The 21333-nt window shown below is 71.8% G+C and carries 23 protein-coding genes; 19 read left to right on the top strand and 4 right to left on the bottom strand.

The annotated features are described in order from the left end of the window. Positions 1-62: 62 nt before the first annotated feature. The 11 genes from lepB (ACFZBD_RS10720) (at position 63) to ACFZBD_RS10670 (ending at position 9756) form a co-directional block, all read left to right on the top strand. Entirely contained in the window at positions 63-818 is a 756-nt protein-coding gene (lepB, locus tag ACFZBD_RS10720; RefSeq protein WP_391139649.1) for a signal peptidase I, read from the top strand. Further along, positions 811-1875, top strand: coding sequence for a signal peptidase I (gene lepB / locus ACFZBD_RS10715; protein ID WP_391139648.1), 1065 nt, complete (start codon positions 811-813; stop codon positions 1873-1875). The genes lepB (ACFZBD_RS10720) and lepB (ACFZBD_RS10715) overlap by 8 nt, the downstream gene beginning before the upstream one ends. Next, on the top strand, positions 1790-2755 hold the full coding sequence (lepB, locus tag ACFZBD_RS10710) for a signal peptidase I (protein WP_391139647.1): 966 nt from the start codon (positions 1790-1792) through the stop codon (positions 2753-2755). The genes lepB (ACFZBD_RS10715) and lepB (ACFZBD_RS10710) overlap by 86 nt, the downstream gene beginning before the upstream one ends. Before the next feature lie 63 nt (positions 2756-2818). Beyond that, positions 2819-3553: a signal peptidase I gene (gene lepB, locus ACFZBD_RS10705; RefSeq protein WP_391138820.1), complete on the top strand. Its 735-nt coding sequence runs from the start codon at positions 2819-2821 to the stop codon at positions 3551-3553. Further along, positions 3550-4134 carry an NUDIX domain-containing protein gene (locus tag ACFZBD_RS10700; RefSeq protein ID WP_391138818.1) on the top strand — a complete coding sequence of 195 codons (585 nt, stop codon included), beginning with the start codon at positions 3550-3552 and terminating at the stop codon, positions 4132-4134. Before lepB (ACFZBD_RS10705) ends, ACFZBD_RS10700 begins: the two co-directional genes overlap by 4 nt. A gap of 55 nt (positions 4135-4189) precedes the next feature. Further along, positions 4190-4498: a DUF2469 domain-containing protein gene (locus ACFZBD_RS10695; protein ID WP_005311352.1), complete on the top strand. Its 309-nt coding sequence runs from the start codon at positions 4190-4192 to the stop codon at positions 4496-4498. 252 nt (positions 4499-4750) lie between these two features. Further along, complete coding sequence (locus ACFZBD_RS10690) at positions 4751-5116, top strand: YraN family protein (protein ID WP_391138816.1); 366 nt, start codon at positions 4751-4753, stop codon at positions 5114-5116. Beyond that, positions 5116-6729: a YifB family Mg chelatase-like AAA ATPase gene (locus ACFZBD_RS10685; protein ID WP_391138814.1), complete on the top strand. Its 1614-nt coding sequence runs from the start codon at positions 5116-5118 to the stop codon at positions 6727-6729. Before ACFZBD_RS10690 ends, ACFZBD_RS10685 begins: the two co-directional genes overlap by 1 nt. Further along, positions 6726-8048 (top strand): DNA-processing protein DprA, encoded by a 1323-nt coding sequence (gene dprA / locus ACFZBD_RS10680; protein ID WP_391138812.1) that lies wholly within the window; start codon positions 6726-6728, stop codon positions 8046-8048. The genes ACFZBD_RS10685 and dprA overlap by 4 nt, the downstream gene beginning before the upstream one ends. Positions 8049-8308: 260 nt before the next feature. Next, a complete protein-coding gene (gene whiG, locus ACFZBD_RS10675) occupies positions 8309-9145 on the top strand; it encodes an RNA polymerase sigma factor WhiG (RefSeq protein ID WP_391138810.1) in 837 nt (278 codons plus the stop codon). A 53-nt stretch (positions 9146-9198) separates the two neighbouring features. Continuing rightward, positions 9199-9756, top strand: coding sequence for a TetR family transcriptional regulator (locus ACFZBD_RS10670; RefSeq protein WP_391139646.1), 558 nt, complete (start codon positions 9199-9201; stop codon positions 9754-9756). A 74-nt stretch (positions 9757-9830) separates the two neighbouring features. Here the strand turns inward: ACFZBD_RS10670 and ACFZBD_RS10665 are convergent, their stop codons facing one another. Next, a complete protein-coding gene (locus tag ACFZBD_RS10665) occupies positions 9831-10298 on the bottom strand; it encodes a peptidoglycan DD-metalloendopeptidase family protein (protein ID WP_391138808.1) in 468 nt (155 codons plus the stop codon). Between the two features lie 255 nt (positions 10299-10553). On the opposite strand from ACFZBD_RS10665, the gene rpsB reads away from it, so the two are divergent. The 5 genes from rpsB (at position 10554) to ACFZBD_RS10640 (ending at position 15112) form a co-directional block, all read left to right on the top strand. Next, positions 10554-11474: a 30S ribosomal protein S2 gene (gene rpsB, locus ACFZBD_RS10660; RefSeq protein ID WP_391138806.1), complete on the top strand. Its 921-nt coding sequence runs from the start codon at positions 10554-10556 to the stop codon at positions 11472-11474. Between the two features lie 122 nt (positions 11475-11596). Then, positions 11597-12433: a translation elongation factor Ts gene (gene tsf / locus ACFZBD_RS10655; RefSeq protein WP_391138804.1), complete on the top strand. Its 837-nt coding sequence runs from the start codon at positions 11597-11599 to the stop codon at positions 12431-12433. A 158-nt stretch (positions 12434-12591) separates the two neighbouring features. After that, the gene (pyrH, locus tag ACFZBD_RS10650; protein ID WP_147979912.1) at positions 12592-13356 is read left to right on the top strand and encodes a UMP kinase; all 765 of its coding nucleotides are present in this window, start codon (positions 12592-12594) and stop codon (positions 13354-13356) included. 101 nt (positions 13357-13457) lie between these two features. Beyond that, positions 13458-14015, top strand: coding sequence for a ribosome recycling factor (frr, locus tag ACFZBD_RS10645; RefSeq protein WP_391138801.1), 558 nt, complete (start codon positions 13458-13460; stop codon positions 14013-14015). After that, positions 14015-15112 (top strand): phosphatidate cytidylyltransferase, encoded by a 1098-nt coding sequence (locus ACFZBD_RS10640; protein WP_391138799.1) that lies wholly within the window; start codon positions 14015-14017, stop codon positions 15110-15112. The genes frr and ACFZBD_RS10640 overlap by 1 nt, the downstream gene beginning before the upstream one ends. Positions 15113-15195: 83 nt before the next feature. Here the strand turns inward: ACFZBD_RS10640 and ACFZBD_RS10635 are convergent, their stop codons facing one another. Then, on the bottom strand, positions 15196-16764 hold the full coding sequence (locus ACFZBD_RS10635) for an FAD-dependent oxidoreductase (protein WP_391138797.1): 1569 nt from the start codon (positions 16762-16764) through the stop codon (positions 15196-15198). A 5-nt stretch (positions 16765-16769) separates the two neighbouring features. Further along, a complete protein-coding gene (locus ACFZBD_RS10630) occupies positions 16770-17291 on the bottom strand; it encodes an SRPBCC family protein (RefSeq protein ID WP_391138795.1) in 522 nt (173 codons plus the stop codon). A gap of 89 nt (positions 17292-17380) precedes the next feature. Here ACFZBD_RS10630 and ACFZBD_RS10625 point away from each other — a divergent pair, with 89 nt between their 5' ends. Continuing rightward, entirely contained in the window at positions 17381-18268 is an 888-nt protein-coding gene (locus ACFZBD_RS10625) for a short-chain dehydrogenase/reductase (protein WP_391138793.1), read from the top strand. A gap of 68 nt (positions 18269-18336) precedes the next feature. On the opposite strand, the gene ACFZBD_RS10620 is transcribed toward ACFZBD_RS10625, so the two are convergent. Further along, the gene (locus ACFZBD_RS10620; RefSeq protein ID WP_391138791.1) at positions 18337-18597 is read right to left on the bottom strand and encodes a hypothetical protein; all 261 of its coding nucleotides are present in this window, start codon (positions 18595-18597) and stop codon (positions 18337-18339) included. A 180-nt stretch (positions 18598-18777) separates the two neighbouring features. Here ACFZBD_RS10620 and ACFZBD_RS10615 point away from each other — a divergent pair, with 180 nt between their 5' ends. Beyond that, positions 18778-19668 carry a GyrI-like domain-containing protein gene (locus ACFZBD_RS10615; protein WP_391138788.1) on the top strand — a complete coding sequence of 297 codons (891 nt, stop codon included), beginning with the start codon at positions 18778-18780 and terminating at the stop codon, positions 19666-19668. 323 nt (positions 19669-19991) lie between these two features. After that, positions 19992-21314 (top strand): hypothetical protein, encoded by a 1323-nt coding sequence (locus ACFZBD_RS10610; RefSeq protein ID WP_391138786.1) that lies wholly within the window; start codon positions 19992-19994, stop codon positions 21312-21314. Positions 21315-21333 lie beyond the last annotated feature (19 nt).

Here is a 21333-nt window from a genome sequence, read left to right as displayed (position 1 = left end):
GCACTGACTCCGCGGGGGGCGGGAGAGGCGCGGAGACGCGGAGCGGGGACGTGGAGAGGCCGATCGGGGATGTCACGGGGGAAGAGCGCTTCGCCACGGCAGGTTTCGCGGCGGACGCGGGTGAGCCGGGGGAGCCGGACGGCCGCGGCGCCGGCCTGTCCTGGCGGCGGACGGGAATCGTCGGCGGCCTCTGCGTCGTCTTCGTCCTGCTGCTCAGCCACTTCGTCCTGCAGCCCTTCCTGATCCCCAGCAGATCCATGGAACCGACCCTCCAGGTCGGCGACCGGATCCTCGTCAACAAGCTGGCGTACCGTTTCGGCGGCGAGCCGCGCCGCGGCGACGTCGTCGTCTTCGACGGCACCGGCTCCTTCCTCCAGGAAGCCCCCGAACAGAACCCCGTCACCGGCCTGCTGCGCGACGCCGGCGCCGCCCTCGGCCTCGCCGAGCCCGCCGAGACCGACTTCGTCAAGCGGGTGGTGGGCGTGGGAGGCGACCGCGTCGTCTGCTGCGACAAGGACGGCCGCCTCACCGTCAACGGCGTACGGGTCGAGGAGCGGTACGTGATGTTCGGCGACGCGCCCTCGAAGGTGCCCTTCGACATCGTCGTCCCGCAGGGGACCCTGTGGGTGATGGGCGACCACCGCAGCCAGTCCAGCGACTCCCGCGACCACCTCGGGCAGCCCGGCGGCGGCATGGTGCCCGTCGACCGGGTGATCGGGCGCGCCGACTGGATCGGCTGGCCGTTCGGACGCTGGTCGGAGGTGCCGGAGAGCGGCGCCTTCGACGCCGTACCCGCGCCGGCCGGTGGCCATGGGTAACCGGGGCAGGCCGCCCGGGCAGCGCGGCGACGCCCGGCTGCCCACCGGCACCCGCCCCACCGACGGCGCGGGCCGCCCCATGCCCGGCCGGGCCGAGCGGCGCAGGCTGGCCCGCAAGGTCAAACGCCGCAGACAGCGCTCCGCCGTCAAGGAGATCCCCCTCCTGATCACGGTCGCCCTGCTCATCGCCCTCGTCCTGAAGACCTTCCTCGTCCAGGCGTTCGTCATCCCCTCCGGCTCGATGGAGCAGACGATCCGGATCGACGACCGCGTCCTGGTGGACAAGCTCACGCCCTGGTTCGGATCCAAGCCGCAGCGCGGCGACGTCGTCGTCTTCCGGGACCCCGGCAACTGGCTCCAGGACGACGCCGCGCCGACCGCCGACGACCCCGTCGGCGTCAAGCAGGTCAAACAGGCCCTGACCTTCATCGGACTGCTGCCCTCCGCCGACGAGCAGGACCTGATCAAACGGGTCGTCGCGGTCGGCGGCGACACGGTCGAGTGCTGCGGCAAGGACGGCCGGATCACCGTCAACGGCGTACCCCTCGACGAGCCGTATCTGCATCCCGGGAACGCGCCGTCGACCATCCCCTTCAAGGTGCGGGTCCCGGCCGGACGGATCTTCGTCCTGGGCGACCACCGGTCGGATTCCGCCGACTCCCGCTTCCACCTCAGCGAGAAGGACCAGGGGACGATCTCCGAGGAAGAGGTGGTGGGGCGGGCCGTCGTCATCGCCTGGCCCGTCGGGCACTGGCGACGGCTGGAGGAACCGGAGACCTTCGCCGCCGTCCCCGACCGGCCCGCGGCATCCACGACCGCGCTCGGTGTGTCGCATAGTGTGTCCTCGCGGAATCTGAACGGATTGCCCTGGCTCCCGACCCCTGCGGAACTCCCGCTCGTTATGGGAGTGGTGGGCCTGTCCCTGTTCCGGGACGGGCGATCGCACGGACTGAGGAGTGGATGTGGGGGATTTGGCCGTCGGGGCACGATCCGGACACGACGAGCCCGACAAGCGGCCGGAGAGGCTCGGGGAGTCGTCGGTCGCCATGACGGATGACTCCGCGGACCGCCGGGACGCCGACCCCGGGGACGCCTCCCCCTCGGACGACACCGGGGAGCGCGGAGGGGGCGCGAAGAAGCCGCGTTCCTTCTGGAAGGAACTGCCCCTGCTGATCGGCATCGCGCTCGTCCTCGCGCTGCTGATCAAGACCTTCCTGGTCCAGGCGTTTTCCATCCCCTCCGAATCGATGCTCAACACCCTGCAGAAGGGTGACCGCGTCCTGGTGGACAAGCTGACCCCGTGGTTCGGCTCCGAGCCGGAGCGCGGCGAGGTCGTCGTCTTCCACGACCCCGGCGGCTGGCTGGAGGACCAGCCCGCCACCGACCCCAACGTGGTGCAGAAGTTCCTCAGCTTCATCGGACTCATGCCGTCCGCGGAGGAGAAGGACCTCATCAAGCGCGTCATCGCCGTCGGCGGCGACACCGTCTCCTGCAAGGAGGGCGGCAAGGTCGTCCTCAACGGCAAGGAGCTGGACGAGACCGCCTACCTCTACCCGGGCTCCGTGCCCTGCGAGAAGTCCTTCGGACCGATCCACGTTCCCCAGGGCAGCATCTGGGTCATGGGCGACAACCGCCAGAACAGCCTGGACTCCCGCTTCCACCAGGAGCTTCCCGGCGGCGGCACCGTCTCCAACGACCAGGTCGTCGGACGCGCCATCGTCGTCGCCTGGCCGCTGACCCGCTGGGCGACCCTCCCCGTGCCGGCCACCTTCGACCAGCCCGGCCTCGACAAGGCGCTCGGCACCACCCCGGACGCCCCGACCCCGGCTCCGGCCGCGGACGCCGCGGCGACCCCGGCGGCGATCGGACTCGTCGGCGCGCTGCCGCTGGTGCTGTGGCGCCGGAAGCGGCTCACGGCTCGCCGTACCGCCGAGTAGCACCCCCCGGGTAGGGTGCCGTCCCAGATCGTCGAACCGACCTTCGAGGTGGGGAGCGCTGGGATGAGCGGGACCATACGTACGGAAGACGGCCGCGGCCGTCTCGGCAGCGTGCTGTCGGGACTCGTCGTGGCCGTCGGCTGTGTGCTCTTCCTCGGCGGCTTCGCCTGGGGAGCCGTCCTCTACCAGCCGTACACCGTGCCCAGCGACTCGATGACCCCCACCCTCCAGGTCGGCTCCCGCGTCCTCGCCCAGCGGATCGACGGCGACGAGGTGCGCCGGGGCGACATCGTCGTCTTCAACGACCCCCTCTGGAGCGACATGCCCATGGTCAAGCGGGTCGTCGGCATCGGCGGCGACACGATCGCCTGCTGCGGCGCCGGCGGACGGATCACCATCAACGGCGAACCGATCGAGGAACCGTATCTGCTCCCCGGCTACCCGGCCTCGGGACAGAAATTCTCCGCCACCGTCCCCGAGGACAGCCTCTTCCTCCTCGGCGACGAACGGCACAACTCCCTGGACTCCCGCGTCCACCTCCAGGAAGCCGGACAGGGCTCCGTCCCGCGCAGCGCGGTCACCGCCAGGGTCGACGCCATCGCCTGGCCCCTGGACGGCGTCCTGGAACGCCCCGCACCCTTCGCGGAACTCCCCGGCGGCGTTTCCCGGCCGGGCCCCGTCACGCCCCTCTTCTACGCGATCGTCGGCGGGTGTGTACTGGTCCTGGCCGGAGCGGCGTACGGCCCGCTCGCACGACGCACGACCGCACGGTCTCGGAAGGACACGGTGGGCGTATGACGGACGGCATCGAGCGCACGGACGCGGCCGAGGGGGCCCGATCGGGTGCCGACGGCGGCCTCGCGGACGGCGCCGCCCTCCCCGAGGACGTACGGGACCCCGACCTGCGGCGGGTCGCCCGGGTCGTCCTCCTCGACCCCGACGACCGCATCCTCCTCCTCCACGGCTACGAGCCCGACGCCCCCGAACAGACCTGGTGGTTCACGCCCGGCGGCGGCCTGGAAGGCGACGAGTCCCACGCGGAGGCCGCCCTGCGCGAACTGGCCGAGGAGACCGGCATCACCGACGTCGACCTCGGCCCCGTCGTCTGGCAGCGGATCTGCTCCTTCCCCTTCGACGGCCGACGCTGGGACCAGGACGAGTGGTACTACCTGGCACGAACCACCCAGACCGCGACCTCACCCCGAGGCCTCACCGAGCTGGAGGAGCGCAGCGTCGCGGGGCTGAGGTGGTGGACCTCCGCCGAACTGTCGGCAGCGCGTGAGACGGTGTACCCGACCAGACTCGCCGAGCTGCTCCACACGCTGCTCGACGAGGGACCTCCGAGTGCCCCGGTGGTTCTCGCCCCGGAAATCGTCTAGGGGTGCGAATGGCTGGCGCACAATGGGGGGACGCACGGCTGAAGGGGAACATGCCATGAGCGCCGAGGACCTCGAGAAGTACGAGACCGAGATGGAGCTGAAGCTCTACCGGGAGTACCGCGACGTCGTCGGCCTGTTCAAATACGTGATCGAGACCGAGCGGCGGTTCTACCTCACCAACGACTACGAGATGCAGGTGCACTCGGTCCAGGGAGAGGTCTTCTTCGAGGTATCCATGGCCGACGCCTGGGTCTGGGACATGTACCGGCCGGCCAGATTCGTGAAGCAGGTCCGCGTCCTCACCTTCAAGGACGTGAACATCGAGGAGCTCAACAAGAGCGACCTGGAGCTTCCGGGGAGCTGAACCGCCGCCCCCGCGAGATAGGTGGGCGCCGGGGTAGGCGGGTGCCGGGGGTAGGCGGCCGGGGGTTCGGTGGCCGGGGGGTTCGGGCCCGCCGGGGGAGAGGCCCTTTAGTGGTGGGCCGAGGCCGTGGAGCGGCGGGGCGGCGCCGCACCACCCGCACGGGTGACGGAGTTATCCACAGACCGCCGCCCCTCCCCAGCCCCCGGCACGGAGCGTCGCCAGGCGACACAGTCGGTGCCGGAGGTGGTACCGATGAACGCCACGAAAGCCCTCGGACGGTACGGAGAGGAACTCGCCGTCCGCCGACTCACCCAGACCGGCATGACCGTCCTCGCCAGGAACTGGCGCTGCGGGCGGACCGGAGAGATCGACATCGTCGCCCAGGACGGCGACACCGTCGTCATCTGCGAAGTCAAGACCCGCCGCGACGGGGCCTACGAACACCCCATGGCCGCCGTCACCCCCACCAAAGCCGACCGCCTCAAACGCCTCGCCGCCTGCTGGCTCGACCGCCACGGCACCCCACCGCCCGACGGCGGCATCCGCATCGACCTCATCGGCGTCCTCCTGCCCCGCCGCGGCGCACCTCGCCTCACCCACGCCCGCGGGGTGGCCTGATGGGATTCGCCCGCACCTGCTCCGTCGCCCTCGTCGGCGTGGAAGGCGTCGTCGTCGAGGTCCAGGCCGACCTCGAACCAGGAGTCGCCGCCTTCACCCTCGTCGGCCTCCCCGACAAGAGCCTCACCGAGAGCCGCGACCGCGTCAGGGCCGCCATCGTCAACTCCGGCGCCGAATGGCCCCAGAAAAAGCTCACCGTCGGACTCAGCCCCGCCTCCGTCCCCAAAGGCGGAAGCGGATTCGACCTGGCCGTCGCCGCCGCCGTCCTCGGCGCCGCCGAACGCATCGACCCCCGGGTCATCGCCGACCTCGTCCTCGTCGGAGAGCTCGGACTCGACGGACGCGTCCGCCCCGTGCGCGGCGTCCTGCCCGCCGTCCTCGCCGCCGCCGAAGCCGGCTACACCCAAGTCGTCGTCCCCGAACAGACCGCCGGCGAAGCCGCACTCGTCCCCGGCGTCTCCGTCCTCGGCATCCGCACCCTCCGCCAGCTCATCGCCCTCCTCACCGACGAACCCGTCCCCGACGAGGAACCCCCCGAGGCAGGCCGCCCCGACGCCATGCTGGCCGGACTCCTCGTCCCCGGCGCCGGGGTCGGCACCGGCCTCGCCGCCGACCCCACCGACGGGCCCGACCTCGCCGACGTCGCCGGACAGCACGGCGCCCGCCGAGCCCTCGAAGTCGCCGCCGCCGGCAGCCACCACCTGCTCCTCTCCGGACCACCCGGCGCCGGCAAGACCATGCTCGCCGAACGGCTCCCCGGCATCCTCCCGCCCCTCACCCGCAAGGAATCCCTCGAAGTCACCGCCGTCCACTCCGTCGCCGGCATCCTCCCCCCGGGCGAACCCCTCGTCCGCCGCGCCCCCTACTGCGCACCCCACCACTCCGCCACCATGCAATCCCTCGTCGGCGGCGGCAACGGACTCCCACGCCCCGGCGCCGTCTCCCTCGCCCACCGAGGCGTCCTCTTCCTCGACGAAGCCCCCGAGTTCTCCGGCAAAGCCCTCGACGCCCTCCGCCAGCCCCTCGAATCCGGACACGTCGTCGTCGCCCGCGCCGCCGGAGTCGTACGCCTCCCCGCCCGCTTCCTCCTCACCCTCGCCGCCAACCCCTGCCCCTGCGGACGCCACACCCTCCACGGCGCCGGATGCGAATGCCCCGCCTCCCTGATCCGCCGCTACCAAGCCCGCCTCTCCGGCCCCCTCCTCGACCGCGTCGACCTCCGTGTCCAAGCCGAACCCGTCACCCGCTCCGACCTCCTCGCCCAAGGCGGCCGCGGCGAACCCACCGCCGCCGTCGCCGACCGGGTCCGCGAAGCCCGCGACCGCGCCGCCGCCCGCCTCGCCGACACCCCCTGGACCGTCAACAGCGAAATCCCCGGACACGAACTCCGCACCCGTTACACCCTCGTCCCCGGCGCCCTCGCTGCCGCCGAACGCGACATCGAACGCGGCATGCTCACCGCCCGCGGCCTCGACCGGGTCCTCCGCGTCGCCTGGACCGTCGCCGACCTCGCCGGACACGACCGTCCCGACGCCCACGACGTCGACCTCGCCCTGGAACTGCGCACCGGCATCGCCCGCGGCGTGCCCGTGGGAAGCGGAGACCGACCATGACCCCGGACCACGAGCGCCTCGCCCGCGCCGCCCTCACCCGCGTCGTCGAACCCGGCGACGAACACGCCGGCCGCTGGCTCCGGCGGTACGGAGCCACCGGCTTCCTCCACCGCCTCACCGACCAGGACCACGACAAGGGACACACCCAGGACCAAGACCAGGACAAGGACCGTGCCCCGGACCAAGGCGCGGGGGAGGGGATCGGCCGGGGCGACGGACCAGGGCCACGGCCCGAAGGAAACGGCACTACGACGGCCACCCTCCCCGGCACCCACGCCCCGACCGCGCCCGGCGCCCTCGACACCCCGTTCCCCGGGACCGGCGCGAAACGGGTCGACAGCTGGCGCCGCCGCGCCGCCCAAGCCGACCCCGAGCGGGACCTCGACGCCATCACCCACCACGGCGGACGGTTCGTCATCCCCGGCGACACCGAATGGCCCCGCCAACTCGACGACCTCGGCGACGCCCGCCCCCTCGGCCTCTGGCTCCGCGGCCCCGCCGACCTGCGCACCTGGGCGCTGCGCTCCGTCGCCCTCGTCGGCGCCCGCGCCTGCACCCCCTACGGCGCCCACACCGCCACCACCCTCGCCTCCGACCTCGCAGAACGCGGCTGGGTCGTCGTCTCCGGAGCCGCCTTCGGCATCGACGGCGCCGCCCACCGCGGGGCCCTCGCCGTCCAGGGCGCCACCGTCGCCGTCCTCGCCTGCGGAGCCGACGTCCCCTACCCCAGAGGACACGCCCGTCTTCTCAGCCGCATCGCCGAACAAGGCCTCGTCCTCGGCGAACTACCCCCCGGCGCCCACCCCACCCCCAGCCGCTTCATCCTGCGCAACCGCGTCATCGCCGCCCTCACCCGGGGCACCGTCGTCATCGAAGCCGAATACCGCAGCGGCTCCCTCGTCACCGCCCGCCACGCCCAACGCCTCGGCCGCCACACCATGGGCATCCCCGGCCCCGTCACCAGCGGCCTCTCCGCCGGAGTCCACGAACTCCTCCGCGGTGAAGCCACCCTGGTCACCGACGCCGCCGAGGTCGTCGAACTCGTCGGCGATATGGGCCAGCTCGCCCCCGCCCGCCGCGGACCCGTCCTTCCCCGCGACCTCCTCGCCCCCGACACCGCCCGCGTCCTCGAAGCCCTCCCCGCCCGCCACCCCACCCCCCTGACCGAGATCGCCGGACGCGCCGGCACCGCCCCCGACGACACCCTCGCCCGGCTGTACGAACTCCACTCCCTGGGCTACGTCGAACGGAACGGAGGCAACTGGCAGTTGACGAACAGGCCCGCCGAAGGGTCGAACGCGCGGCGAGGCGGTCCTTGACCCGGAGCATTCGGGTGAAAAGGTGAGGCGGATGAACGAGGGACTCCTTCCGGCCACACCCGAGGGGCCGGCACGCGCCAACGTACGGGTCCGAAGACATGCCGCCGGGTTTCGAAGATGTGGCCGACCCCGCCCACCCCGACCGGCGCGAACCACCGATGTTCGCGCACCGCGACATCCCAGTCACGCTACGCTCACCAGGATTCCTTACCGGCCACGCTTCCCGACCCACCCCACAGCAGAACGGCTCAAGGCAACGCATGCCCCAGCACACCTCCGGGTCTGACCGCGCTGCGGTGCCCCCAGCAGCCCGGGGCACCGTGCGACCGCCCGCACCGACATCGCTCGACGAGCTGTGGCGGTCGTACAAGGACACCGGCGACGAGCGGCTGCGGGAGCAGCTGATCCTCCACTACTCCCCGCTCGTCAAGTACGTCGCCGGCCGCGTCAGCGTGGGCCTGCCGTCCAACGTGGAACAGGCCGACTTCGTCTCCTCCGGCGTCTTCGGCCTCATCGACGCCATCGAGAAGTTCGACGTCGAACGGTCCATCAAGTTCGAGACGTACGCCATCACCCGCATCCGCGGCGCGATGATCGACGAGCTGCGCGCCCTGGACTGGATCCCCCGCTCCGTCCGCCAGAAGGCGCGCAACGTCGAGCGGGCCTACGCCACCCTCGAAGCCCAGCTGCGGCGGACCCCCACCGAGACCGAGGTCGCCGCCGAGATGGACATCGGCCTGGAGGAACTGCACGCGGTTTTCAGCCAGTTGTCCCTGGCTAACGTCGTCGCGCTCGAAGAGCTCCTCCACGCCGGAGGCGAGGGCGGCGACCGACTGTCGATCATGGACACGCTCGAGGACACCGCCGCCGACAACCCCGTCGAGATCGCCGAGGACCGCGAGCTGCGCAGGCTGCTGGCCCGGGCCATCAACACCCTCCCCGAGCGGGAGAAGACCGTCGTCACCCTCTACTACTACGAAGGCCTCACCCTCGCCGAGATCGGGCACGTCCTCGGTGTCACCGAGAGCCGGGTCAGCCAGATCCACACCAAGTCCGTCCTCCAGCTGCGCGCCAAGCTGGCCGATGTAGGACGCTGACGCCGCGGAGCCGGTCGTACAGTGGAGCCGTGCCCAGGATTCGAGCGGCCTCGGTGGCCGAGCACCGGACGATGCAGCGCGGCGCCCTGCTGGACGCCGCGCGATCCCTGCTGTCCGAAGGCGGTACGGAGGCGTTGACCTTCCCCGCCCTCGCCGAGCGCACGGGCCTCGCCCGCTCCTCGGTGTACGAGTACTTCCGCTCCCGCGCGGCCGTGGTCGAAGAGCTGTGCGCCGCCGACTTCCCCCTCTGGGCCGCCGAGGTCGAAGCGGCGATGGCCCGGGCCGAGACGCCCGAGGGCAAGGTCGAGGCGTACGTCCGCAAGCAGCTGGAGCTGGTCGGCGACCGCCGGCACCGGGCGGTCGTCGCGATCTCCGCGAGCGAGCTGGACGACGGGGCCCGCGAGAAGATCCGCGCCGCCCACGGCGGCCTCGTCGCCATGATCGTCGAAGCCCTCGGACAGCTCGGCCAGGAACAGCCCCGCCTGGGCGCGATGCTCCTCCAGGGCGTCGTGGACGCCGCCGTGCGCCGGATCGAACTCGGAGCGGCCGAGGAGCCGGACCGGATCGCCGAGGCGGCGGTCTCCATGGCCCTGCGCGGTGTCGGGAGCTGACCCCCCCCGCCCCCCCTCCCCCCTCCCCACCCCCCGGCCCCCGCCCCGCTACGGCCGTCGTTCTGCGCCCGTGGCTAGGGAACTCCTGTCACCGGGAGCAGGCGGCTCGGGCCGGGGTGGAGCAGGCGTAAGGGGTTGAGGTAGGTGTCGCCGCGCAGGAGGCCCCAGTGGAGGCAGGAGCGTGGGCAGTGGGGTGTCGTGCGGGCGGGGGTGGTGAGGGTGGCGATCGGTTGGCCGCGGGTGACGTGGGTGCCGACGGGGACGAGCGGGGTCACCGGTTCGTAGGTGGTGCGCAGGGGCGGGGTGCCCGTGCCGGGCAGGGTGAGGGTGAGGACGCCGCGGCCGCCGACGGGGCCCGCGAAGGTGATCACGCCGGCCGCTGTCGCGTGGACGGTGGTGCCGGGTGCGGCGGCGAGGTCGAGGCCGCGGTGGCCGGGGGCGTACGGTCCGGCGGGCGGATCCCAGTCGCGGACGATCTCGGGCGGTGGCGGGCCGACGGGCCAGGCCAGGGTGAGGGCGAGGAGCAGGGTCGTCAGGTGCATGGGGGTCACGCTTCCGCAGATCACGCGGCTGTGCCGGTCATGGGCGTGGTCTGTGGACGACGGGCCGGTTGTGGACAGCGCCGTCACCCGGTGGCCCCCGGGTCCCGTACACTTCCTATGGCGATCCGGGTCACCGGGTCGACTTCGCACGCCCCGCCATCACCCTCACCGGTCGTGGCAGCGCCTTTTCGGTCCCTTGTGGCACGGCGCGTCGGGGCGTCAGGACATAACCGAGAAAACCAAGGAGATACGGCCATGGCCGTCGTCACGATGCGGGAGCTGCTGGAGAGCGGCGTCCACTTCGGTCACCAGACCCGTCGCTGGAACCCGAAGATGAAGCGCTTCATCTTCACCGAGCGCAACGGCATCTACATCATCGACCTGCTCCAGTCGCTGTCGTACATCGACCGCGCCTACGAGTTCGTCAAGGAGACCGTCGCGCACGGCGGCTCCATCATGTTCGTCGGTACGAAGAAGCAGGCCCAGGAGGCCATCGCCGAGCAGGCGACGCGTGTCGGCATGCCGTACGTCAACCAGCGTTGGCTCGGTGGCATGCTCACCAACTTCTCCACCGTCTACAAGCGTCTGCAGCGCCTCAAGGAGCTCGAGCAGATCGACTTCGAGGACGTCGCCGCCTCGGGTCTCACCAAGAAGGAGCTCCTGGTCCTCTCGCGCGAGAAGGCCAAGCTGGAGAAGACCCTCGGTGGTATCCGCGAGATGCAGAAGGTGCCGAGCGCCGTCTGGATCGTCGACACCAAGAAGGAGCACATCGCCGTCGGTGAGGCGCGCAAGCTCCACATCCCGGTCGTCGCGATCCTCGACACCAACTGCGACCCCGACGAGGTCGACTACAAGATCCCGGGCAACGACGACGCGATCCGCTCCGTCACCCTGCTCACCCGCGTGATCGCCGACGCCGTCGCCGAGGGCCTCATCGCCCGTTCCGGTGCCGCGACCGGTGACTCGAAGCCGGGCGAGAAGGCCGCCGGCGAGCCGCTCGCCGAGTGGGAGCGCGACCTGCTCGAGGGCGAGAAGAAGGCCGACGAGGCCGAGAAGCCCGCCGAGACCGAGGCCGCCGCCGAGACCGAGGCGCCCGCCGCCGAGGCCCCGGCCGCCGAGACCGAGGCGCCCGCCGCCGAGGCCGAGGCTCCGGCCGCCGAGGCCGAGCAGGCCTGAAGCGACGGCCCGACCCTCACGGGTCCGGTTGTTTCGGACATCGGATGAAGACGGCGGGGGCGCTCGTTGCCCCCGCCGTCCACCCGTAGATCTTTCAGACTTCGAGAGAGAAACTCAGACTCATGGCGAACTACACCGCCGCTGACGTCAAGAAGCTCCGTGAGCTCACCGGCGCCGGCATGATGGACTGCAAGAAGGCGCTGGACGAGGCCGACGGCAACGTCGACAAGGCCGTCGAGGCGCTGCGCATCAAGGGTCAGAAGGGCGTCGCCAAGCGCGAGGGCCGTTCGGCCGAGAACGGTGCCGTGGTCTCCCTGATCGCCGACGACAACACCTCCGGTGTCCTCGTCGAGCTGAAGTGCGAGACGGACTTCGTCGCCAAGGGTGACAAGTTCCAGGCCGTCGCCGCCGCGCTCGCCGCGCACGTCGCCGCCACCTCCCCGGCCGACCTCGAGGCGCTGCTCGCCTCCGAGATCGAGGCCGGCAAGACGGTCCAGGCGTACGTCGACGAGGCCAACGCCAACCTCGGCGAGAAGATCGTCCTCGACCGCTTCGCGCAGTTCTCCGACGGCTTCGTGTCGGCGTACATGCACCGCACCATGCCCGACCTGCCCCCGCAGATCGGTGTTCTCGTCGAGTTCGACAAGGAGAACGCCGAGATCGCCAAGGGTGTCGCGCAGCACATCGCCGCCTTCGCGCCGAAGTACCTCACCCGTGAGGACGTTCCGGCCGAGGTCGTCGAGACCGAGCGTCGCGTCGCCGAGGAGACCACCCGCGCCGAGGGCAAGCCCGAGGCCGCGCTCCCGAAGATCGTCGAGGGTCGCGTGAACGGCTTCTTCAAGGACGCCACGCTCCTCGGCCAGCCGTACGCGCTGGACAACAAGAAGTCCGTCCAGCAGGTGCTGGACGAGGCCGGCGTCACCCTGAAGCGCTTCTCGCGCATCAAGGTCGGCATCTGAGTCCGTACGCAACGGACACCGGACCCCGGTAGGGTCTGAAGCAGTCGTCCGCGTTCGCGTAGGACGACCGCAGATCTGACGAGGAGGCCATTGCCGTAGGGGAAACCGCGAGGACCCACCGGCAATGGCCTTCGTCGTATGTGCACGAGGAGATCTCCATGAACCAGGGCGCCGCACAGGGCGACGACATCCACGGCAAAAAGGCCGGCCGCTTCATGCTGAAGCTGTCCGGTGAGGCGTTCGCCGGCGGCGGCGCACTCGGCGTCGATCCCGACGTCGTGCACAAAATCGCGCGCGAGATCGCCGCCGTCGTCCGCGACGGCGCCGAGATCGCGGTCGTGATCGGCGGCGGGAACTTCTTCCGCGGCGCCGAGCTGCAGGTACGCGGCATGGACCGGGCGCGCTCCGACTACATGGGCATGCTCGGCACGGTCATGAACTGCCTCGCCCTCCAGGACTTCCTGGAGAAGGAGGGCATCGACTCCCGTGTCCAGACGGCCATCACCATGGGCCAGGTCGCGGAGCCGTACATCCCGCTGCGCGCCGTGCGGCACCTGGAGAAGGGCCGCGTGGTCATCTTCGGTGCCGGCATGGGTATGCCGTACTTCTCCACCGACACCACGGCCGCTCAGCGTGCCCTGGAGATCGACGCCGAGGCCCTGCTCATGGGCAAGAACGGCGTGGACGGGGTCTACGACTCCGACCCGAAGACCAACCCCGACGCGGTCAAGTTCGACGCGCTGGAGTACGGCGAGGTGCTCTCCCGCGACCTGAAGGTCGCCGACGCCACCGCCATCACCTTGTGCCGTGACAACACCCTCCCGATCCTCGTCTTCGAACTGCTCGCCGAGGGCAATATCGCGCGCGCGGTCAAGGGTGAGAAGATCGGCACTCTCGTGAGCGACCAGGGCACCCGGGCCTGAGCCTCGGCTCGAACCGGGCACCGCCCCGCGAGGGGATGGACAGAGCCCTGCCGGTCGTACACCGTGCAGGACAAAGACGCGACGACACGCAGGAGCAACTGGTGATCGAAGAGACCCTCCTCGAGGCCGAGGAGAAGATGGAGAAGGCCGTCGTGGTCGCCAAGGAGGACTTCGCCGCGATCCGCACCGGCCGTGCGCACCCGGCGATGTTCAACAAGATCGTGGCGGACTACTACGGTGCCCTCACGCCCATCAACCAGCTGGCGTCCTTCTCGGTGCCGGAGCCGCGCATGGCCGTGGTGACCCCGTTCGACAAGACCGCGCTGCGCAACATCGAGCAGGCGATCCGCGACTCGGACCTCGGCGTCAACCCGAGCAACGACGGCAACATCATCCGTGTGGTGTTCCCCGAGCTCACCGAGGAGCGCCGCCGCGAGTACATCAAGGTCGCCAAGGGCAAGGCCGAGGACTCGAAGATCTCCATCCGCTCCGTCCGCCGCAAGGCCAAGGAGACCATCGACAAGCTGGTCAAGGACGGCGAGGTCGGCGAGGACGAGGGCCGTCGCGGCGAGAAGGAGCTCGACGACACCACCGCGAAGTACGTCACGCAGGTGGACGAGCTGCTCAAGCACAAGGAAGCCGAGCTCCTCGAGGTCTGATGAACGACTCTTCCTGGGGGGCCCCGGCCGCAGCCGGCTTCTGGGGGCCCGCCCAGGGACCTGCCCCGGCGGGTCCCGCATACGATGGAGTGAGGGCGGCGCAGACTCGGCCCATGCCCATCGTTCCCGACGTCCCCGCCGGCGACCACCAGGACGATCATGATCGGGGGGCCGCTCCGCGGAGCGGTCCCCCGTTCCGTGACGAGATGCCGCACGAGCACCCGCAGGAGCCCATGTCCAGCCCGCCCCAGCCCGCCGGCCAGCCCGCCGGCCCGCAGAAGAAGAGTGCGGGGCGGGACCTGGGCGCGGCCATAGGGGTCGGGGTCGCGCTCGGCGCCGTCATCATCGCGTCGCTGTTCATCTGGAAGGCCGCGTTCGTCGGCGTCATAGCGGTCGCCGTCGTCGTCGGCCTCTGGGAGCTCACCTCCCGCCTCCAGGAGCGCAAGGGCATCAAGGCGCCGCTCGTCCCGCTCGCCGTCGGCGGGGCGGCGATGATCGTGGCCGGGTACGTCCGCGGCGTCGAGGGGGCCTGGGTCGCGATGGCCCTGACCGCCCTCGCCGTGCTCGTGTGGCGGATGACGGAGCCCCCCGAGGGCTATCTGAAGGACGTCACGGCAGGCATCTTCGCGGCGTTCTACGTCCCGTTCCTCGCGACGTTCGTGGCGCTCATGCTCACCGCCGACGACGGGCCGTGGCGGGTGCTCACGTTCCTGGTGCTGACCGTGGTCAGCGACACCGGGGCGTACGCGATCGGCTGGCGCTTCGGGAAGCACAAACTGGCGCCGCGCATCAGCCCCGGAAAGACCCGCGAAGGGCTGCTCGGCGCGGTCACCTTCGCGATGGCGGCGGGCGCGCTCTGCATGCAGTTCATGATCGACGACGGGACCTGGTGGCAGGGGCTGCTCCTCGGTCTCGCGGTGGCGGCGAGCGCGACGCTCGGCGACCTCGGCGAGTCGATGATCAAGCGGGACCTCGGCATCAAGGACATGGGCACGCTGCTCCCCGGACACGGCGGGATCATGGACCGGCTCGACTCGCTGCTCCCCACCGCGCCGGTGGTGTGGCTGCTGCTCGTGGTCTTCGTCGGAACGACCTGACCGCACCCGGGCCCGGCCCCTGCGGTACGTACGGAAGGGCTCGCCGTCCTCGGACGGCGAGCCCTTCGGCGTCTTCCCACCCCCTAGGTGCGGCGGATCAGACGGCCGCGCAGCGCCGCACGGGCCGCGTTGGCGCCGGGGGCGCCGTGGACACCGCCGCCCGGATGGGCCGAGGCCGAGGCGAGGTACAGGCCCCTGACCGGCGTCTCCGGGCGGCCCGTGCCGGGCGTGGGACGGAACACGAGCTGCTGGTGCAGCGCGGCCGTACCGCCGTTGAGGGCGCCGCGGCGCAGGTTGGCGTCCATCGACTCCAGGGTCGGCGGGGTGAGCACGCGGCGCGCGCGGATGCGGTCGCGGAAGCCGGGGGCGTAGCGCTCCACCTGCGCCTCCACGCGGTACGCCATCGCCTCGCTCTCCCGCTCGTCCCACCGGCCGGTGATGCCGTCGGGGCCCGCGTCGCCGCGGATGCGCTGGGGAAGGTGCGTGTACGCCCACGCGGACTCGGTCCCGGCCGGTGACCGCCCGGCGTCCGCCGTGGTCATCTGCCCGAAGAGGACGAACGGCTCCTCCGGGACCAGCCCCGTCGCGATCTGCGCGGCGAAGCGCGTCAGGCCGTCGACGCCGTCCGCCAGGTGCACGGTCCCGGCCTGCGACGCGGGCCGCGCCGTCCACGGCACCGGGGCGTCGAGCGCCCAGTCGACCTTGAAGGTGGCGAAGTCCCACTGGAAGCGCCGGAGGTCCCGCAGCAGACGGTCGGGCAAATGCGCCGGGTCGACCAGGCGCCCGAAGAGCGCCGGGGCCGACACGTCGGCGAGGACCGCCCGTCGGGCCGGTACCCCCTCTCCGGCCGCGGTGCGGACCCCCACCGCGCGGCCGTTACGTACGACCACCGACGCGACCCGTTCCCCGCACCGCACGGCCCCGCCGCGGCTCTCCAGGCGCCGGACCAGCGCGTCGGTCAGGGCCCCGGCGCCACCGACCGGCACCGGGAATCCGTGGCTCTGGCCGAGCATCGACATCAGCCAGCCGAACCCGCCGCTCCCCGCCGCCTCGGGGGCCAGATCGGCGTGCAGGGCGTTGCCGGCGAGCAGCAGGCGCCCCCCTTCGCCGTGGAACTCCTCCTCGCCCAGGCGGCGCACGGGAAGGGCGAGGTTCCGGGCCAGGCGCAGCGCGGCGGGCGGGGTCAGCCGGGTGGCGAGGCGCAGGGCGGAGCGCACCGGGGGGAACGGTGTGAACAGCGCGCGCAGGATGTCCCCGCCGATGCGGTCCCACATCCGGCACATGCCCTGCCAGGCCTCCCCGTCACCGTCGGCGAACGCCTCCAGGCTCGCCGCCGTGCCGACCGCGTCGCGGGCCAGCACCGCGCACCGCCCGTCGCGCAGCGGGTGCGCCAGCACATGGGGGGCGTGGCTCCAGCGCAGCCCGTGGCGCGCCAGGTCGAGGCCGGCCAGTACCGGGGAGGCGGCGGCCAGCGGGTAGAAGGAGCTGAAGAGGTCGTTGACGTAGTCGGGATGGACGCCGCGGTCGCTGCGTACCGCACCGCCGGGCTCGGGCTGCTCCTCCAGGACCTCCACGCTCCAGCCGGCGTCCGCGAGGAGGTTGGCGGCGACGAGGCCGTTGGGGCCGGCCCCGATCACCACGGCGTCCGGCACGGCGGTCACACCGCCCGGGGCCGGGGGCGGCCCGCGCGCCCCTCGCCGTGCGCCTTCGCGCCCTTGGCGTCCTCCGCCTCCGTGTCCTTCGCTTCCGTACCGTTTTCGACGGTCCGGGCGAGGCGGGCGAGCATGTCCCGGTGGCGGAGCTGGATCACCGCGTCCGAGAGGGTGTTGTGCCAGCGCCCGCCGAGGCCGCGCAGCGGGTGCTCGTCGCAGACGACCAGGGACTCCTCGCCCCAGGGGCGGACCTCCAGGGCGATCCGCGCGGTGCCGAGGGCGCCGGCGACGGCCTCCAGTTCCAGTACCTTCCCCGGTTCGCAGAGGCGCACGATCGTCTCACCGTCGCCGGACCACGGCCCGATCCGTACGGTGTACCGCAGGCGGGACCCCACCTGCGGCCAGTCGTCGTCGAGGGGGTCCGAGTCGGAGGTCCCCACCACCCAGTCGCTGTAGCGCGAGGGGTCGGCGAGGACCGCCCAGACGGCCTCGGGCCTCCGGCGGATCAGCTGGTGTCGTACGGCCATGGGGTCCTCCGTGTGAGAAGTGGGTCTCCCGCCTGCGGGTTCCCCGTCGCGCGCGGGACATCCGCCCCCCATGTGCCTACCGTGGACCCATGGGCGGAGTCTCACCACTGCACGGCCGGACGGCGGTCGTCACGGGCGCGGCCCGGGGCGTGGGGGAGCGGGCGGCCCTGGCGCTCGCCCGGCGGGGGGCGCGCGTCGCCCTGCTGGGGCACGAGGAGGCGGAACTCGCCCGGGTGGCCGACCGCTGCCGGGAGGCGGGGGCCCCGGCCCACGCCTGGCCGGCCGACGTGACCGACGACGCCCGGATGGCGGAGGTGGCCCGGGACGTCGAACGGCGGATGGGGCCCGCGTCGGTCGTCGTCGCCAACGCCGGGATCGCGGCCGCCGGACCGTTCGAGCGGACCGCCCCCGAGAGCTGGCGGCGGATCGTCGAGGTCAACCTCGTCGGCAGCGCCGTCACCGCCCGCGCCTTCCTGCCGGCGCTCCTCGCGACCCGCGGCTACTACCTGCTCGTCTCCTCCCTCGCGGCGCTCTCGCCGGTGCCGCTGATGACGGCGTACGGGGCGTCGAAGGCGGGCGCCGAGGCGTTCGCGGCGGGGCTGCGGGCGGAGCTCGCCCACCGCGGGGTGGCGGTGGGGGTGGCCAGGCTGAGCTGGTACGACACCGACCTGATCCGGGCGGCCGACGACCACCGGGTGATGCGCGAACTACGGCGCCACCTGCCGTGGCCCGCCGACCGCGTCCATTCGGACGACCGGGTCGGCGAACTCCTCGCCCGGGGCGCCGAGCGCCGCCGCCCCGTCCTGCACCTCCAGCCCTGGCTCCGCCTGGTCCCCGCGCTCGGGCCGCTGCTGCCCGCCGTGGTCGCCCGCGGCGCCCGGCAGGCCCTGTCCCGGCTCGACGAGGACGAGACGGCCCTCGCCCCCACTGGCCTCCTGGGGCCGGGCGGCGAAGCGGACGAGGCCGCGGGGGCCTGACGCCCCGCTCGTCACCGGTCCCGCTCGCTCGTCGGCGGTCCCGCTCGGTCGTCGGCGGTGGCGCGGAGTCAGGCCGCGCCCGCGGCCCGGTCCCGGTCGCCTCGCGCCGCCGCCCGCTCGGCCCGTACCAGCTCGCGCAGCTCGGCCCGGCCGGCCGTGGGGAGGGGAAGGCGCCAGTACGGGTGGAAGCAGATCTCCGCCGAGAGCCGCAGCAGCCGTCTGCGCAGCGGGGTGGGGCGGTCCTGGCCGGGGCGGGCGAGTTCTTCGTAGGTCGCGGACCAGGAACGCTGGGCGGTGACGAGGTCGTCGGGGAAGGGGTGGTGCCTCATGGAATGATTAGAGCACTTGTTCGAATTTCTGCGCCAGGTCGGATTTCCGGTGCCGCGCGGGCCGACCGGAAAGTCGATCTGGCCGACCGGCTCCACCCGACCCGATCGGGCACAGGATGTCGGGTCCGGCAGGATGCCCGCTGCCTAGCGTGGAGACCGTCAAGAGGAAGGGGACCGGGAGTGCTGGACCGTCTGAACGAGGCCCTGGAGTACATCGAGCAGCGTCTCGACCAGCCCGTCGACAACGCCGAGCTGGCGCGGGTCGCGGCCACCTCGGAGTACCACCTGCGCCGGATGTTCTCCGCGCTCGCGGGGCTGCCGCTGTCGGAGTACGTCCGCCGGCGCCGGCTCACCGTGGCGGGTGCCGAGGTGCTCGACGGGAGCGCGTCCCTGTTGGACGTCGCGGTGCGGTACGGATACGGCTCGGGCGAGGCCTTCGCGAGGGCGTTCCGCGCCATGCACGGCGTCGGGCCCGGCGAGGCCCGGCGTACGGGCGCCGCGCTCGTCTCCCAGCCCCGGTTGACCTTCCGTCTCACTGTCGAAGGGAGCAGCAGTATGCGTTATCGCGTCGTGGACAGGCCGGACTTCACCGTCGTCGGCTTCAAGGCACGGGTCCCGCTCGTGCACGCGGGGCCGAACCAGGCGATCATCGACTTCGTCCGCGGGATCGACCGGACGCTCGTCGAGCGGCTGGCGAAGCTGTCGGACCAGGAGCCGCACGGGATCGTCGCGGTCTGCGACGACCTGGACCCCAGCCGGGCCGAAGGCACCGAACTCGACTATCTCCACGCGGTGATCACGTCGGCGACGGCCTCGGACGGGCCGCCCGAGGGCGCGCCCGAGGGGGTGGCGGTGCTCCCGGTGCCGGCCGGTACGTGGGCGGTGTTCACCGCCTCGGGTCCCGTACCGCAGGCCATCCAGGAGCTGTGGCGGGACGTCTTCACGGAGTGGTTCCCATCGAACCCGTACCGCAGCCGTCCCGGGCCGGAGATCCTGCGGACCCGGATGTCGGCGGAGATGACCGAGGCGGACGCCGAGTTGTGGCTGCCGGTGGAGCGGGAGCTGGGCTGAGCGACGGGCGGCGCGCCACGCGCCGCCCGCCGTTGTCCCCCGTGGCGTGCGGGCGTTCGCCCATGGTGCGCAACGGAAGTGACGGCTCGTCGCGGTGAGGGGTCGGCGGGCGTGCCGTCCTGCCTCCGCATGGAGAGCCCTGTTGAACGCTGAAGCAACTGCACGGCGTTGGAAGCCGAGTTGCGGGACGCGTCGAAGGGGCGAAGAATTTTGTGTGGAACACCAGTGCACCGTTGAGCCGTGCGGCTCCGGTGGCCAAGGACCCGCTCACGGGTCACGCCCACGAGGCAGAGCGATACACCACGAGCGCATCTGGAATCGTCATGGCCAAACTTGCCCGGCGAAGGATCTCCCGCATGCTCGGCGCCTCATGTCTGGCCGCGTCACTAGCGGTTCCGGTCGGCATGGGAACGGCGGCGGCGGCGTCGGCCGATGCGCCCACCCAGGCCACGGCGGCCGGCCCGCTCGATCCCCCCGACCCGCCGCCCCAGCAGGAGGAACAGCAGCCGCCGGAGCCGCAGCCGGAGGAGGAGCAGCCGCCGCAGGAGGAGCAGCCGCAGGAAGAGCAGCCGCCGCAGGAGGAGCAACAGCCACCGGAGGAGCAACCGCAGGAGCAGCAGCCCCAGGAGGAGCAGCCGCCGCAGGAGGAGCAGCAGCCCGAGGAGCAGCCGCAGGAAGAGCAGCAGGAACAGCAGGACGGGCAGCAGAAGTTCGTGACGCCTCAGCAGCAACAGCAGGTGAAGCAACAGGCCGCGAAGGCGCCCGAACAGGTGAAGGCCGAGCTGAACGCGGTCCTGGCCGAGGCGCTGAAGGTAATCAACAGCCCGACGGCGTCAGCCGACGACAAGGAGATCTACGGCTACATCGTGGCGGACATCAGCACGACGTTGAACGCCATCGACAGCCCGGATACGTCCCCGGAGGACAAGGCCACGTACACGAAGTTCCTTCAGGGGATCACCGGAGCACTGAAGGCCGCCCAGGACCCGACCAAGTCGACGGCCGAGCGGATCGTGTACCGCGACATCGCCGATGACCTGGCCTGGTGGGTGACGCAGATGCAGAGCCCCAACATCACGGCGGCGGAGAAGGCGGAGCTCAAGGCCCAGGTGGAAGTGCTCAGTGACGCCATGATCGCGCTGGCCAATCCGAAGGGCCCGCCGAAGCCCCCGGTGGAGCAGAAGAAGATCGAGAAGGGCGTGAAGAAGACCCTCGGCGCCCTGAAGTCGATGCAGAACCCGAACACCAAGCCCAAGGACGCGAAGGACCAGGCCCAGATCAAGCAGATCATCGACACCAACAGCAAGGCGCTGGTGACGGTCCAAAACCCGGACGCCTCCGAGCAGCAGAGGAAGGACGCGCAGAAGACGGTCGACTCGCTCGACAGCGCCACGCAGAACGCGCAGTACAAGGAGTTCCTGCAAGAGGTGAAGCGCCTCGGCGCGCCCGCCGCTTGTGTGAACTCGATCCAGGACCGCACGAACGAGGCCGGCTGGCCCGAGGGATCGCTCTGGGGTCTCTCCGCCTCGTCCTGTGAGGACACGGTCGCCGCGGGCGCCGACGACGGCAGCAAGTGGTCCCCGGTGTTCGACTGCGTGGCCAACAAGCCGTTCTCCGAGTGCGTGGCGACCATCCCCAAGGACTGACCCCGGGGACTCCCACCCT

Origin of the sequence: Streptomyces sp. NPDC008121 (assembly GCF_042957155.1) — a bacterium.
Classification (GTDB): Bacteria; Actinomycetota; Actinomycetes; order Streptomycetales; family Streptomycetaceae; genus Streptomyces.
Note: the sequence above shows the minus strand (reverse complement) of the source record. Positions and strands in the feature narration are given on the sequence as shown.

What these genes read in the sequence shown, in the direction of transcription:
- whiG (WP_391138810.1), top strand. Translation starts at nt 8,309, where the DNA reads ATGCCCCAGCACACCTCCGGGTCTGACCGCGCTGCGGTGCCCCCAGCA.
- ACFZBD_RS10700 (WP_391138818.1), top strand. Translation starts at nt 3,550, where the DNA reads ATGACGGACGGCATCGAGCGCACGGACGCGGCCGAGGGGGCCCGATCG.
- ACFZBD_RS10690 (WP_391138816.1), top strand. Translation starts at nt 4,751, where the DNA reads ATGAACGCCACGAAAGCCCTCGGACGGTACGGAGAGGAACTCGCCGTC.
- ACFZBD_RS10620 (WP_391138791.1), bottom strand. Translation starts at nt 18,597, where the DNA reads ATGAGGCACCACCCCTTCCCCGACGACCTCGTCACCGCCCAGCGTTCC.
- pyrH (WP_147979912.1), top strand. Translation starts at nt 12,592, where the DNA reads ATGAACCAGGGCGCCGCACAGGGCGACGACATCCACGGCAAAAAGGCC.
- dprA (WP_391138812.1), top strand. Translation starts at nt 6,726, where the DNA reads ATGACCCCGGACCACGAGCGCCTCGCCCGCGCCGCCCTCACCCGCGTC.
- rpsB (WP_391138806.1), top strand. Translation starts at nt 10,554, where the DNA reads ATGGCCGTCGTCACGATGCGGGAGCTGCTGGAGAGCGGCGTCCACTTC.
- lepB (WP_391138820.1), top strand. Translation starts at nt 2,819, where the DNA reads ATGAGCGGGACCATACGTACGGAAGACGGCCGCGGCCGTCTCGGCAGC.
- ACFZBD_RS10695 (WP_005311352.1), top strand. Translation starts at nt 4,190, where the DNA reads ATGAGCGCCGAGGACCTCGAGAAGTACGAGACCGAGATGGAGCTGAAG.
- ACFZBD_RS10630 (WP_391138795.1), bottom strand. Translation starts at nt 17,291, where the DNA reads ATGGCCGTACGACACCAGCTGATCCGCCGGAGGCCCGAGGCCGTCTGG.
- lepB (WP_391139648.1), top strand. Translation starts at nt 811, where the DNA reads ATGGGTAACCGGGGCAGGCCGCCCGGGCAGCGCGGCGACGCCCGGCTG.
- ACFZBD_RS10625 (WP_391138793.1), top strand. Translation starts at nt 17,381, where the DNA reads ATGGGCGGAGTCTCACCACTGCACGGCCGGACGGCGGTCGTCACGGGC.
- ACFZBD_RS10665 (WP_391138808.1), bottom strand. Translation starts at nt 10,298, where the DNA reads ATGCACCTGACGACCCTGCTCCTCGCCCTCACCCTGGCCTGGCCCGTC.
- tsf (WP_391138804.1), top strand. Translation starts at nt 11,597, where the DNA reads ATGGCGAACTACACCGCCGCTGACGTCAAGAAGCTCCGTGAGCTCACC.
- ACFZBD_RS10610 (WP_391138786.1), top strand. Translation starts at nt 19,992, where the DNA reads ATGGCCAAACTTGCCCGGCGAAGGATCTCCCGCATGCTCGGCGCCTCA.
- ACFZBD_RS10685 (WP_391138814.1), top strand. Translation starts at nt 5,116, where the DNA reads ATGGGATTCGCCCGCACCTGCTCCGTCGCCCTCGTCGGCGTGGAAGGC.
- ACFZBD_RS10640 (WP_391138799.1), top strand. Translation starts at nt 14,015, where the DNA reads ATGAACGACTCTTCCTGGGGGGCCCCGGCCGCAGCCGGCTTCTGGGGG.